Source organism: Acinetobacter sp. ANC 4648 (genome assembly GCF_002135345.1).
Classification (GTDB): Bacteria; Pseudomonadota; Gammaproteobacteria; order Pseudomonadales; family Moraxellaceae; genus Acinetobacter.
The window spans coordinates 29,108-43,345 of the sequence record NZ_NEGI01000001.1; the positions used below are offsets into that span (position 1 = coordinate 29,108).

Sequence of the window (14,238 nt, forward strand, 5' to 3'; positions counted from 1 at the left end):
TACTTTTCATTCAACTTCAGAAAGTTATTATTCCTTTTCCGTTAAATGAAAAAATCCAATCGATTTCAGCTCAATATCATCACCAGTCTCATGGACGAGACTCAAAATAATTTCAAGATAAGTCATTTTCTATGCGTTTTTCTATTGCGACTTATGCCAAATCAGGAAATACTCTGCTCATTTTAAATTACACACTTTAATGCATCCCTCAATGCGTGGTAGAAATAGAATATGAATAGAACGCTTTATCTTGCTGTATTAATGTGTTTACCGATGACTGCCACACAAAGTGCTCCTCAGCAATTACCCACCATAACGATCAATGCTGAAGATGAAACACCCCATCTTACAACACGTATTCAATGGGTTAAATTTCCACAAATACACTATCAAAGTGCCGACTTAGTCAATCAGGATCGATCCGCCATTGTTCGTGTCTATGCGGATAAAACTGGTAAAATTATTAATTCTGACATTCAAGAAAGTACTGGAATAAAGATACTTGATCAAAAGCTTTTAAATGCAATTCAAAATGCCGAACTAAAACCCACTACCAAAGAGGGAAAAGCCGTTAAGCTGATTGGCTATCAAACCTTTACTTTAAAGCTGAATGATGCAGTCGATAAAGCTGCCAGCAAACAACAATGTAGTTATCCCTTTAACTCACATAATTGGTTAAAACAAGCCAAAGGAAAATCTGTACCTTTTGCTTATCTGCAACAACCGCAACTACAAATACCTGAAGACTTATTGAAAGATAAAGATCGCGTCGTTAAATTTAAATTTAAAATTAATCAGCTCGGTGAAGTCACTCAGGTCAAATTGAAAAAGCGCTCAGGCGTAAATACCATTGATCAACAAATTATAGCAGCTGTTGAGCAAAGTAAAGTTGATGCGAAACGCTCTTATAGAACATTATGGATGTACAAAAAAATGACCTTGAATGATAAAATTGAACTTAAAATCAATGAATGTCACTAAATTAAAGATAGTTCATTAAGGCTCATTTTGAGCCTTTTTATTTAAGCTTATTTCTATACGAGTCCAATAAAAATTAAATACACAAAATAATAACGCCCCAACTTAGCAATTGTTACCATCAATAAAAATCGCCAAAAATTTTCTCGCATTAAACCTGCAATCAAGGTAATAGGATCACCAATGACGGGCGTCCAGCTGAGCAATAAAGACCAAAATCCATATTTTTGATACATGATTTCAGCTTTTAACATTTTAGCTTCAGAAACAGGAAACCATTTCTTATCTTTAAATTGCTCTATTTTTAGTCCCAAATACCAATTTACACATGAACCTAAAATATTACCTACAGAGGCAACTAAAATCAGTAACAAAGCAGAATATTGAGCTTGAACCAACATACCAATCAATACAGCTTCTGACTGTAAAGGCAGTAACGTGGCTGCACCAAAAGCTGAAATAAATAATAAAATGTAAGCCATCAAATAAATACGTCTGCAGACCAAATTTTAAATTTTTGAGTCCAAAAAATGAGTGAAAACTACAAATCTCAACTCTTCAAATACCAAAAAATTTCATTAAACCAAAACATATTATGATGATTATCAAAACCTATTTAAGACCATAAAATGCTGAAAATAAAAAATTTCATTTTAGCTACTATGAGGTTCAATCATTAATGCTCTGAGCTTACTTCAGCTTTAAAGCTTTTTTGGTTTTGAAGTACTCCCAATTTGCCCAGATAACAGCTAAACAAATCACCAAAATTCGCGCCCATTGATAACGCTGCGCAATAGGTTCTAATACTGCTCGCTGCATGACCTTGTCTGCTGAGTCCAGGTCAGTCAGTAAATTTTGAATATGAACAATTTCAGCAAAATATAAAATTAGGCATCCGGCAATACCTGCTATCACACTCCAATAGAGCTTCGGATTAACCTCTAGGATACGGGTCAAATTAATAAAAAATTCTTTCATCATTTTCTCCTGACATGAAAAAACCACCTTTTAATGGTGGTTTTTTCAGTTTAGCATAAAAATATTTTTACACTTTAATCGACAAAGCTTTTTGTACAGCGGGTCTTGCAGTCATACGCTCAATATACTCTTTCACGTAAGGATAATCCTCAAGCTGAATCTGTTGCCATTCATATCGAAGAATCCAAGGCAGAATCGCCATATCTGCAATCGAATACTCACCTGCGACAAACTTTTGTCCAATCAATTGTTGATTCAATACATTGTATAAACGCTTTGTTTCTGTGACATAACGTTCAATGGCATAAGGAACGTGTTCTTTGGCAAATTTACTAAAGTGATGATTTTGACCCAACATTGGCCCCAAACCACCCATTTGCCACATCAACCATTGCTCTACCTCAACACGCTCTTGCTCATCCGTTGGATAATACAAACCCGTTTTACGTCCTAAATATTGTAATATTGCACCTGACTCAAATACAGAAATCGACTGTCCATTGGGACCATCCTGATCAACAATCGCAGGAATTTTATTATTTGGAGAAATTCGAAGAAAGTCTGCTTGGAATTGGTCATTTTCCAAAATATTGATTGGGAATATTTGATAATCCAGACCCATTTCTTCTAGTGCTATTGTAATTTTATGACCATTGGGAGTTCCCCAATAATATAGATCAATCATGTTGGTTACCTTTTGCCTTTCTCGTTTTTTACATCACATTATTGAGCTTTATCGCTAGTTATAGCATGTTTTATTACAATAAACAGTAGAATTTAATCGATGTAATCAGGCTATTGAACAAGCTATTCTCAAAAAAATTTAATTATTTCTGAGTTTTTTCTTGAAATCTAAAAAAGTAATCCTATATTTAAGGTACAGCAATAATTGCTGTAGGTTCTGCAAATGCAGAGATAAAAATCTTATTTATACAACTTTGCTAATTTTAGGAGGTTTTATCAATGAGCAATTTAAGTCTCAGTCCATTATTCCGTCGCAGCATTGGTTTTGACCGACTCAATGACTTGTTCGATTATGCTATGCAAAGCGAAACACCAAATTATCCACTATATAATATTGAAAAAACGGGTGACAACAACTATCGCATAGTTGTGGCTACAGCTGGTTTTACCGAAGATCAACTTGAGATTAATCTTGAAAATCAAGTACTCACGATCACAGGAAAATCCGTTGAAGAAAAGTCAGATACGACCGTTGAATTTTTACACAAAGGTATTTCTGATCGTTCATTTAAACTCTCTTTACGCTTAGATGAACATATTGAGGTGCAACGAGCAGACTATGAAAATGGTTTATTAAAAATAGAATTGCAACGTATTATTCCTGAAGAAAAGTTACCTCGGCATATTCCAATTGGCCAAAAAGTAACACAACAGCTTGCTTCACCTGAAGCAAAATAAGTCAAAAAAGAAAAGACCAGTTAATACTGGTCTTTTCTTTTGCATTTCGATTTTAAAAACAGAATAGAAGCCATAAAAAAGCACTGCTTATGCAGTGCTTTTTTGACAATCAAGCTGCTTACTTTTTCTTTTTCGGTCCAAGTAGCATACCCATTTGACGACCTTCCATTTTCGGTGACTGTTCAATCACACCAAAATCAGCCACGTCAGCTTCAATTTTTTGTAATTGAGCAAGACCGATTTGTTGGTGAGCCATCTCACGACCACGGAAACGCAAAGTAATTTTAACTTTGTTGCCTTCTTCAAGAAACTTCAGAATTGAGCGAAGTTTAATGTTGTAATCACCAATGTCTGTACCTGGACGCAACTTAATTTCTTTAACCTGAACTTGATGCTGCTTTTTCTTCGCATCTTTTTGCTTTTGCTTCAGATCAAATAAATGTTTGTTGAAATCCATAATTTTACAAACAGGTGGCTCGGCATTGGCAACAATCTCAACAAGATCAAGCTCAACTTCTTCCGCAGCACGCAACGCTTCAGCAAGTGAAACGATACCTTTTTGTTCCCCATCTGCAGCAACGAGACGTACTTCTTTCGCTTTGATCTCGTCATTTAATGCAGGACGATTGCTTTTAGCACCTTGTTGTTGGTTACGGTCAGGCTGTTTAATCTTTATTACTCCACAATATACCGGCCACGTTCGGCTACGGCTGCTTTCACTAGGTCAACAAATGCATCAATTGACATAGTACCTAAATTTGTTCCAGAACGAGTACGAACATTGACTGTACCTTCCTCTACTTCACGGTCACCAAGAACCAATAAGTAAGGAATACGTTCTAATGTACGTTCACGAATCTTAAAGCCGATTTTCTCATTTCTCAAGTCTGAAATTGCTCGAATTCCATTTTCTTTGAGTTTTGCGACCACTTGCTCACATGCAACCGCCTGAGAATCGGTAATATTCATTACACATGCTTGAACTGGAGCCAACCATGGTGGCATAAAGCCCGCGTAATGTTCGATTAGTATACCAATAAAACGTTCAAAACTACCAAGAATTGCACGATGTAACATAACAGGATGATCACGATCATTATCTTCTGTTACATATGAAGCATCTAAACGTAACGGCATGTTCGGATCATACTGAATTGTACCGCATTGCCAGATCCGACCTAAACAATCTTTTAAAGAGAATTCAATTTTCGGACCATAGAATGCACCTTCACCCGGTTGTAAATCCCAAGGTAACCCTGCTGCATCCAAAGCATCAGACAATGCTTTTTCTGCACTATCCCACATTTCTTCTGTACCTACACGGTTTTCAGGACGTGTAGATAGTTTCATTTGTACTTCTTCAAAGCCAAAGTCTTTATAAACGTCCAAAGTCAGTTTAATAAAATCTTCTACTTCTTTAGCGACTTGCTCAGCCGTACAGAAAATGTGCGCATCATCTTGAGTAAAACCACGAACACGCATAATTCCGTGTAACGAACCTGATGGTTCATTACGATGACATGAACCAAACTCAGCTAAACGAATTGGAAGATCACGATAAGACTTTAAACCTTGATTAAAGACTTGTACATGACAAGGACAATTCATTGGCTTCACAGCATAGTTACGGCTCTCAGAATGAGTCGTGAACATGTTCTCTGCATAATTCGCTGCATGCCCTGATTTTTCCCACAAAGAAATATCAACCACTTGTGGTGTTTTAATTTCTTGATAACCATTTTCTTCCTGAACTTTACGCATATATTGTTCAAGAACTTGGTAAATAGTCCAACCATTCGGATGCCAGAACACCATACCAGGTGCTTCTTCTTGCATATGGAATAGGTCAAGTGCTTTACCAATTTTACGGTGGTCACGTTTTTCTGCCTCTTCGATACGTTTTACATAAGCAGCCAGTTCTTTTTTATCTGCCCAAGCTGTACCGTAGATACGTTGTAACTGTTCATTCTTTGCATCACCGCGCCAGTAAGCACCAGAGATTTTAGTCAGCTTGAATGATTTTAAGAATTTAGTGTTTGGTACGTGCGGCCCACGACACATATCCAAATAATCTTGATGATAGTATAAGCCCATTTGTGTTTCTTCAGGCATGTCTGCAATCAAGCGTAATTTATAATCTTCGCCACGCGCTGTGAACTCTTTGATCACTTCATCACGTGGTGTCATTTTTTTCAAGACGTCATAGTCTTGATCAATGAGCTTTTTCATTCGCGCTTCAATCGCGGCCATGTCATCTAAAGTGAATGGACGTGGCATCCAGATGTCATAGTAGAAACCTTCTTCAATGACTGGACCAATGACCATTTTTGCTTCAGGGAACAATTGCTTAACTGCATGCCCGACTAAATGTGCACAAGAGTGGCGAATAATTTCTACGCCTTCTTGATTTTTAGGCGTGATAATTTCTAATGTTGCATCTTCAGTAATTAAATCACTTGCATCTACTAAGCGACCATTTACACGCCCTGCAACTGTATTTTTCGCAAGACCCGGTCCAATACTTTGCGCAACTTCCATGACAGAAACTGCTTGATCAAAAGTTTTTTGATCGCCATTTGGCAATGTGATAATCGGCATAAGAAAAATCCTTAAGGAGTGATGCCCCGTACAATGGAGCATGTCACCGCGAGATTATGATCGAGGAAGATCCTCAAGATAAAATCGGTGGAACAGAATAAAAGTGTGTGAAATTTTACACCTTTGTTGAATATTTATAAACCTTTGTCTTAAATTAATCTAAATTTTAGTTTTGATTTTATCAAAGCACTCATTTATGATCGCCGCGCGAAACTTAAGTGACTTTAAAATCATAAAACGAATAGATAATTAAATGAATTCGGTAAACTTAATAAAACTTACTTCAACAATACTTATTGGCTTTACATTAACTGCTTGTGGCGGTGGTTCTAGCGATAATCAACAAACATCAAACTCTCCCAATGCACAAAACTAGCCTGAAAAACTTGAATGTAGCAATGGAATTCCAAAAAACCCAAAAACAACAGGTTCAGGTTTTTATGATGTAGTATGAACAAAGAATTACAGTATTCAGTTCATATACAACGGATTGGCCTTTCAGGCAGGAAAATTTCTGAACTGTTTACTTATACTATTAATTCAGAAGGTCAAAAAGAATATAAATATATCTCCAATAGTTTGATTAATTATCTGATTTAGCAAAATCCAGAGATTGGAGAAAAAATTAAGAATAGCACACTCACTTTTCCTCAAGGATCAAGCATAAGTTTCAATGATCAAGAAATTTATAATGTCCCCATCCTATCCTTTGACATAGATGATAATTATGACACTAAATCATTAGAAGAATATGCTAAACAACGGGAACTTGGTGCTAACCAAAGTTGAAAAAAGACAACTTTGGCGGTGTCAATGTTATCTATGCCATCGACAAAACGATAGAAAAATATGTCTACGCTGTCGACCCTGCAGTCGAAATGAATGGTAAAATTTATGACACTGAATGGGTGATTCCTGATCATCATTTAGAATATGCTAATAATCATGAAAAAGGCATAGAGATTAATGGGTTATATTTTAACAAAATTGCGATTAAGACACTTACAGATGCCGTTAATGCAGCTGAATAATTCCATAAACATATTCAAAGCCATTGTATAACGGCTTTTTATATTACTCTCTAAAGATATCCCACACTTCAAAAGCTGGATTTTTATAACAATATAATTTTCCAAATTGCGGAATAATCGCTTCGCTTTGAGTGGATCTTAAAAGACAAAATCATCGACCATAATTTTAGAGTTTTTCGGAACATTGGCTAACTCTTGATTAGATCTACGTCCATATAACACATGCAAATGACTACCTTTGGGATAAACCTAATCCACCATCCAATAAGCCACTATAAAGAATCAAAGCGTTGCAGTGATGTAGAAATTTAATTACTCTGAATCAAAATCACTCGCTTTAAGCAACATTGAACCAATGGATAAATTATTACAGACGCTATGTTTTACGTGAAAATTTGAGCTTACATCACCATTAAAACATTGATCATTTTATAGAAATTTATATTGAATCAATTGGATATATTGCTGATGAATAGCTTGCGAATTCTGACACACCACATCTGATTTTTTATAATAGAGGATAGCTTTGCCACACGATTATCATAGCCCATCACAAACCTGAACAAATTAAATATTCTGAATGATCTGTAATAAATAAATCAAAGCTTGCTTTGATTGAACACCACCACGATGTAACCCCACATCAATTTCAATGTTAATTTTTACCTACACAGCAAACTGCTTTGCCACATCTAAATAACACTGGGTTTGTAATTGCTCACTGAGTAATTTTAATAAGTTCAGACAGGCCAATGATTTAATCACTACACGTGGCTGTAAATGCTAGACATGAGAGAGTTGTATTTGACATATAAATATTCTGCTCAAGTGCCTATTGATAACCTGACCAATTTAACCACATCGCTTGATGCACATCATTCATCCTCCCCCTCCTTGGCTGGCTGCAGTTTTTACATTGCCATGATTTGTTCTTTTGGCTAATTCTTGTTTCGGGATAGGTTTAGGACGTGTACTTTGATCATACTCACGTAAATCTTTAGCAATACAGAGTTGCTGTGCCAATTGCTGAAATTTGAATTGAACAGCACTTAAAGTCCATTGTCCAAATAAAGTATGCCCGCCTTCATAAGCTTGCTGCTGATATTCTTCAAAGGTCGTGATATAGCCCATATAATCATTACAATAAGAGCTTAACCAGACATCTTTAATATTTGGATTTAACGCTACTATCTTTTGAACAGTTTTCATCACCCGCTGCCCTGCTATAGTGGTTATTTCTCCCGGGCAACACACCAAAACTAAAGGCCCTAATTGAATAAGTTGCAACGGCACAACACTCGGTACTAAGGGGCTATCTTGAATTGCTCCTGCTTTGATTTGTTTATTCATTTCACCAATCAACGGATCAAAAATTCCCGGTATAACATCAACATTTTGTCCGAGTATTTTTTTATCTCCAGCCTCCATCACAATATTTTTCACACCTTGCGAAGCGTATAAGGCTTGGTATTTTGCATACTGCGGTGAATCTGGATTGGCTAAGCGTTTCTTTCTGACCCATTGCGCTAAAATGGACATCCCATGAGTAAAAACTTTAGGCGCACCATGACCATCGACAGGTGTTCCTGCAAAAAAAGCCTGACCATGACAGGGCTGACTGGTTCGAGCATCAACAATACCTTTTGAAAATTCAGCTGGAATCTCGATATTACTCAAATCAACATAAGTACATAGCGCATCAATTTCACCTTCAATCCTATTTAGAGGTTGAGATAATGCCTGTAACGCGAGCTCACTTTGATAACGCCCATTCTGTTGTGCATATTGATACTCTTGTTCACCTTGAATTTGATCACGTATTTTTTGCTGCTTATGTCCATGAAAATGCGGTGATACATCTCCGGCTGTGGCTTGAGCAAAAATTGCAACCGGATTGATCAGACCTTTTTGTTTTAAAAACTCTTCACTTAACGTTGCTGCATAGCCTTTATTATCGCCATCGTAGGCGTTTAAAGTATTTCCTAAACAAGTAGCATGTACCCCAAAGAAAGAGATAAAAGACTGTAACTGATTCTGACGATAAAAACCGATCAACTGCATTCTACGATTTAATGCTAAATGGGTCTCTTGCTCTGTTCGTGGTAATACCTCAGGATTACGGTTATAGGCTTTGATGGATCGATTCCATGCTATCGGGGTGATGTCATCAAATTGGATGCTCGTGATAGAGATTTCAGTATCTTCTGCGTGTTGTAAGGCATTGCAAATACTCTCGACAATTGCTTGAATCACCGCATCTAAATGCTCAGGGATAAAACCTGGCGTTGGCATATTATACAGTGCTTCATACCCACAACCACCCGGACCTGAATGCGTATGCGTTGCCATCAAAACCAATTGTTGTTCTTGAAAAGATGAACCTAAGCGTTGTTGTAATTGTTTAATTGCCTCGCTACGCATAGCATGTGTAATACAGCCAAAATCTAGACAACAAAATATGAGTGGAGTAGATAAATAATGTTGAATCGAAATGCTACGTGCATATAAAGCGGTCCGTTTTTTATCAGCTCGATGTGTCCACATTCCATAGCCAAACATGGCATAACCTTTGGGAATAATATGTATTTCTTGTTTATCCCACCCTACTTTATACATAATGACTTCTTCCTTGTCGTAAATTTGCATGAATCTAATCATATTTTCGATTAAAAGTTAAACGATTTATGCAATACAAAATAGGAGAAAATATAGTTATCTTTTTGAGGGATTTAAAAAACAAACTGCTTAGATATTTACTTACCCCATTCAATTTAATACGAATAGAAAATTATCGTTTTAGCCTAATTTTTTTGATACCCAGTAAGCTTCAGAAACCTTTTGCATGAGTAAATGATAGTTAAATTTATAAACAGATAAGATAAATTTTTAAACAATCTACCAAGATGTATTACAACAAATAACCAAACAAATGCTGATGGGAAAGTCTTCAATTACTGTAATTCGCCAGTAATTTAGTTTTAGTGATTTATGAAACTTTCACCAAATCTTTAAATATTGGACTGGTATGCCCCATTTTCCTACAAAAAAATAGACGCATAGGTACAGTTTTATTAATTGGTTTTTTAATTGTGTCAATTATTAGCCAGTATTAATTAAAAATCAATAATATCAATAATTTAAAATAAACACATAAAATCTTTAGATTTCAAGAAAACATTCTGATCAACACCACTATCCTAGAATAGACTAAAGAATAAAGGTATTTTTATCCATTTGTGCATATATTTTAAGCATAGTGATTAAAAAATATTACATGGAGTTTTCAATGGTTAGTGCATACGATGAATTACCACGCACCCCTGCCAATTTTGTAGCGTTATCACCATTACGCTACCTTGAACGTGCGGCTTATATTTATCCCAATCAAGATGCCCTTATTCATGGTTCACGTCGTATTTCATGGCGTGAAACCTATCAGCGTTGTCGACAATTTTCCCAACAGCTACAAAACCTAGGCATTGCAAAAAATGATACGGTTTCAGTGTTATTACCCAACATTCCAGCCATGCTCGAAGCACATTTTGCGGTTCCAATGGCCGGTGCTGTACTGAATACCTTAAATACACGTTTAGATGCCAAAACGTTGGCATTCATGTTAGAGCATGCTGAATCTAAAGTTTTATTGGTCGATCCCGAATTTGCCGAATTGGCTCAAGCAGCAGTCTCACTGATTTCTCAAGATATTTATATTATTGATGTAACAGATGTTGAATATGAAAAAAATGATTCCACTCCACGGATTGGTCAAATTGAATATGAGGATTTCATTAAAAATGGCGATCCAAATTTCGAGTGGCATTTACCCCATGATGAGTGGGATGCGATTAGCTTAAACTATACATCAGGTACGACAGGCAACCCTAAAGGCGTGGTTTATCATCATCGTGGGGCATATATTAATGCAGCCAGTAATATTATTGCCTGCGGTATGACACCGCGTGCAACTTATCTTTGGACACTTCCGTTATTCCACTGCAATGGCTGGTGTTTTGCTTGGACCATCGCTGCAAATGGTGGAACCAATATCTGTCTGCGTAAAACAGATCCTGAGCTGATTTACAAACTGATTGATCAACATAAAATTGACTACTTCTGTGGTGCCCCGATTGTGTTATCCATGTTGATTAATACACCTAAAGATAAACAGATTAAATTCAATCATCATGTTGAGGTCATGGTGGCTGGTGCTGCACCTCCAGCTGCAATTATTGAGGGAATGCATCATATTGGTATTCAAGTGAATCACGTCTATGGACTTACTGAAACCTATGGCCCATCTGCATTATGTGCTTCACAAGCAGGTTGGAGTGAGCTTTCGATTCAAGAACAAGCACAATTACATTCACGCCAAGGGGTTCCTTATCCATTACAAGATGGAATGCGTGTACTTGACCCAGATACGATGCAACCCGTTCCCAATGATGGTAGCACCATGGGCGAAATTATGTTCCGTGGTAACATTGTGATGAAAGGTTATTTGAAAAATAACAAAGCAACTGAAGAAGCTTTTAAAGGAGGCTGGTTCCATACTGGTGATCTTGCAGTATGCCAACCAGATGGCTATGCAAAAATCATGGATCGCTCAAAAGACATCATTATTTCAGGCGGTGAGAATATCTCGTCTTTAGAAGTGGAAGAAGTACTGTATACCCACCCTGCAATTATGACAGCAGCAGTAGTCGCCAAACCAGATCCACGCTGGCAAGAAGTACCTTGTGCCTTTATTGAACTCAAACAAGGGGCTGAAACAACGCCAGAAGAAATCATTACATTCTGCAAGCAACATTTAGCTCGTTTTAAAGTACCTAAAGATGTTGTAATTACTGAAATTCCAAAAACATCGACAGGAAAATTGCAGAAATTTATTTTGCGTGATTGGGCCAAAGAACGCTCTATAGCTGAGTTTAGTTAATTTTATTTTCTAACTTAATTGTTTAATCTTAAGCCAGTTATTTAAATAACTGGCTTTTATATTTTCTTCAAATGCCCTAAATCATTTTAGTTAACTTACTCAGAAATAAATAACACTGTTTTTTTATGGAAAGACTCTCTTGTTAATTACTATTTAAATTTTTAATCAATATTATATCTTTAACAATCTAATTTAATATATCTCCATATTTAACATCCAATACTCTCTAGTCCAACCGACTTGATATCCGTCTATTTTAAGAGAAGAATAATGAAATAAAAAAAGCGACTCAATTGAGTCGCTTTTTTTTTGATAAAACTCAGCTCACTGAGCTAAATCTTATTGAGCAGTTACAGTACGGCTACCAGTAATCGTCGCGAATACACGACGGTTCATAGCACGACCTTCTTTAGTGTTGTTGTCTGCGATTGGTTGATACCATGCAAAACCTTTAGTGGTTAAACGAGCACCATCAATATTGTATTCATTTACAAGAGCCGATTTAACAGAGTTAGCACGAGCAAGAGATAAACGTTCATTTAACTTAAGTGGACCAGTATTATCTGTATGACCATCAATACGAGCAGTCGCATTCGGGTATTCAGTTAATTTTTCAGCTACTTTAGCAATTTCTGGTTTGTATTGATCTTTGATGTTTGATTTGTTTGTATCAAAGAACACACGAAGTTCCATGTTCAAATCTTCAGTCAACTGTTGTGGAACAGGCTGAACTGGAGTTGGAACTGGTTCAACAACAACCACTTCTACTACAGGAGCAGCAGGTTTCAAGTGGCCACCAAGAACTACGTTAAGACCAGCAAGAGCTGTGTAGTTCCAGAATTTTTCGTCAAAATTATAAGTACTACGAGCTTCTGTACGAAGTGATAAAACATCGTTCAAGCGCCAAAAAGCACCAATACCTGCATTACCTAAAGTACCTTTCTCATTAGAATGATAAGCCATGTCATCAAGTTTATACTTGTAATGACCAGCACCTAACAATACATAAGGTTTAATTTTGCTGTCATAGTCTTTAGTGATCAAATCAGAAGTAGCATAGAAGTTACCATTGATTTGAGTTTGTTTATATTCAGAACCAGCAACGCCAGTACCGTCAAGATCACCTTTAACTTGGTTATATTCAGCTTCAAAGCCTAACCATGGAGTCAATTCGATACCAAGTGCTGCACCAACGAATAAATCGTCTTGTAGTTCAGGACTGTTGGTTAGTTCGCCTTTATGACCACCGTTGTTGTGTTGAGTATCCTGCCATGTGTAGCCAAGCATTAATGGTGTAACAGTTACACCAGCATTAGCAGCGACAAATGGTGCAGCAACAAGCATAGCAAGTGCGATACGGCTCAATTTCATGGATATCCTCCAGAGATAACAAATTGTTGTTCAAGCTCAGCCTAAAATTTACTGGCTTCCTGAGATAAGCTTTATATATACCCCAGTATTATTTTTAAGCTACTCACATTGAATCATACAAACACTTGAATGTTTTTCCAAGTACTTGATAACTTTAATCAAGTAAATTATTGACAAAATTACTTACAATTTCCGTTGTAATTCGGTAACTTTATACTCAATTTTCTTCTGTGAATACCTTAATCTTCTACGCCTGTTATTTTAACAGCAATCGAAAGCGATAGTAATACATATTTTATTACGTTTTAACATCAGCTAATCAATTGAAAACTAAAATAAATTCAACCCTTAAAAGAAGACTAATTTATGTTTTTTTCATATAAAGAAAGTGCTTTCACACTTTTTGAACTCATTACTTGTATCACAATTCTAGCCATTATTACAGCTATTGCGATCCCTTCCTATCATAATATCAAAGAAAGGCTTGAAGTCGCACATGTCTATCCATCATTAAAACAGCATGTTGATTTTGCTAAAAATACAGCTTCAACCTATCATTCAAATATTGTCATTTGTGCTTCTGAAGATTTAAATACTTGTCAAAATAATATGTGGCACAAAGGCCTGATTGTTTTTTCAGATACCAATAAGAATAAACAGCTAGATATTAATGAAATGGTATTTTCAAAAACTTCTACCCATATTCAATATGGTCGATTGAAATGGAATGGTAATGCATCCAATCCTAATACACTGACCTTTCAGGGAGATACGGGTTTAACACGTGGAGCAATGGGAGCATTTCATTATTGTAATTTTAAGCATGCTGAATATAACAAATATTTACCCATTGGCATGATGGGCGACTTAAAGCAAAAACCTAATACCACTTGTTAAAATTTAGAACCCATAAGTCTAGAAATGCAA

Annotated in this window: 13 protein-coding genes; 6 read left to right on the top strand and 7 right to left on the bottom strand. The window is 36.3% G+C overall.

What is annotated here, in order from left to right:
• The first annotated feature begins 231 nt into the window (after nucleotides 1-231).
• Nucleotides 232-981 (top strand): TonB family protein, encoded by a 750-nt coding sequence (locus tag B9T27_RS00135; RefSeq protein WP_086204867.1) that lies wholly within the window; start codon nucleotides 232-234, stop codon nucleotides 979-981.
• Nucleotides 982-1,034: 53 nt separating this feature from the next.
• On the opposite strand, the gene B9T27_RS00140 is transcribed toward B9T27_RS00135, so the two are convergent.
• The 3 genes from B9T27_RS00140 to B9T27_RS00150 form a co-directional block, all read right to left on the bottom strand.
• Nucleotides 1,035-1,460 carry a YqaA family protein gene (locus B9T27_RS00140; protein WP_086204868.1) on the bottom strand — a complete coding sequence of 142 codons (426 nt, stop codon included), beginning with the start codon at nucleotides 1,458-1,460 and terminating at the stop codon, nucleotides 1,035-1,037.
• A 208-nt stretch (nucleotides 1,461-1,668) separates the two neighbouring features.
• Entirely contained in the window at nucleotides 1,669-1,956 is a 288-nt protein-coding gene (locus B9T27_RS00145) for a hypothetical protein (RefSeq protein WP_086204869.1), read from the bottom strand.
• Nucleotides 1,957-2,023: 67 nt separating this feature from the next.
• Nucleotides 2,024-2,641 (bottom strand): glutathione S-transferase N-terminal domain-containing protein, encoded by a 618-nt coding sequence (locus B9T27_RS00150; RefSeq protein WP_086204870.1) that lies wholly within the window; start codon nucleotides 2,639-2,641, stop codon nucleotides 2,024-2,026.
• 278 nt (nucleotides 2,642-2,919) lie between these two features.
• Here B9T27_RS00150 and B9T27_RS00155 point away from each other — a divergent pair, with 278 nt between their 5' ends.
• Nucleotides 2,920-3,378 carry an Hsp20 family protein gene (locus B9T27_RS00155; RefSeq protein ID WP_086204871.1) on the top strand — a complete coding sequence of 153 codons (459 nt, stop codon included), beginning with the start codon at nucleotides 2,920-2,922 and terminating at the stop codon, nucleotides 3,376-3,378.
• A 118-nt stretch (nucleotides 3,379-3,496) separates the two neighbouring features.
• Here the strand turns inward: B9T27_RS00155 and infC are convergent, their stop codons facing one another.
• Both infC and thrS read right to left on the bottom strand, forming a co-directional pair.
• Nucleotides 3,497-4,048, bottom strand: coding sequence for a translation initiation factor IF-3 (gene infC, locus B9T27_RS00160; RefSeq protein WP_086189128.1), 552 nt, complete (start codon nucleotides 4,046-4,048; stop codon nucleotides 3,497-3,499).
• A gap of 5 nt (nucleotides 4,049-4,053) precedes the next feature.
• Nucleotides 4,054-5,976, bottom strand: coding sequence for a threonine--tRNA ligase (gene thrS / locus B9T27_RS00165; RefSeq protein WP_086204872.1), 1,923 nt, complete (start codon nucleotides 5,974-5,976; stop codon nucleotides 4,054-4,056).
• 253 nt (nucleotides 5,977-6,229) lie between these two features.
• Between thrS and B9T27_RS15115 the strand changes: the two genes are divergently transcribed.
• Together B9T27_RS15115 and B9T27_RS14950 are read left to right on the top strand one after the other, a co-directional pair.
• On the top strand, nucleotides 6,230-6,352 hold the full coding sequence (locus B9T27_RS15115) for a hypothetical protein (protein WP_265733414.1): 123 nt from the start codon (nucleotides 6,230-6,232) through the stop codon (nucleotides 6,350-6,352).
• Nucleotides 6,353-6,761: 409 nt separating this feature from the next.
• On the top strand, nucleotides 6,762-7,007 hold the full coding sequence (locus tag B9T27_RS14950) for a hypothetical protein (protein WP_228146116.1): 246 nt from the start codon (nucleotides 6,762-6,764) through the stop codon (nucleotides 7,005-7,007).
• An 879-nt stretch (nucleotides 7,008-7,886) separates the two neighbouring features.
• On the opposite strand, the gene B9T27_RS00180 is transcribed toward B9T27_RS14950, so the two are convergent.
• Nucleotides 7,887-9,623 (bottom strand): neutral/alkaline non-lysosomal ceramidase N-terminal domain-containing protein, encoded by a 1,737-nt coding sequence (locus B9T27_RS00180; protein WP_086205385.1) that lies wholly within the window; start codon nucleotides 9,621-9,623, stop codon nucleotides 7,887-7,889.
• 670 nt (nucleotides 9,624-10,293) lie between these two features.
• On the opposite strand from B9T27_RS00180, the gene B9T27_RS00185 reads away from it, so the two are divergent.
• Nucleotides 10,294-11,940 carry an acyl-CoA synthetase gene (locus B9T27_RS00185; RefSeq protein ID WP_086204873.1) on the top strand — a complete coding sequence of 549 codons (1,647 nt, stop codon included), beginning with the start codon at nucleotides 10,294-10,296 and terminating at the stop codon, nucleotides 11,938-11,940.
• A gap of 339 nt (nucleotides 11,941-12,279) precedes the next feature.
• Here B9T27_RS00185 and omp38 read toward each other — a convergent pair whose 3' ends face one another.
• Nucleotides 12,280-13,311, bottom strand: a complete 1,032-nt coding sequence (omp38, locus tag B9T27_RS00190; RefSeq protein WP_086204874.1) for an outer membrane protein Omp38 — start codon at nucleotides 13,309-13,311, stop codon at nucleotides 12,280-12,282.
• 366 nt (nucleotides 13,312-13,677) lie between these two features.
• Between omp38 and B9T27_RS00195 the strand changes: the two genes are divergently transcribed.
• Nucleotides 13,678-14,208 (top strand): GspH/FimT family pseudopilin, encoded by a 531-nt coding sequence (locus tag B9T27_RS00195; protein WP_086204875.1) that lies wholly within the window; start codon nucleotides 13,678-13,680, stop codon nucleotides 14,206-14,208.
• Nucleotides 14,209-14,238 lie beyond the last annotated feature (30 nt).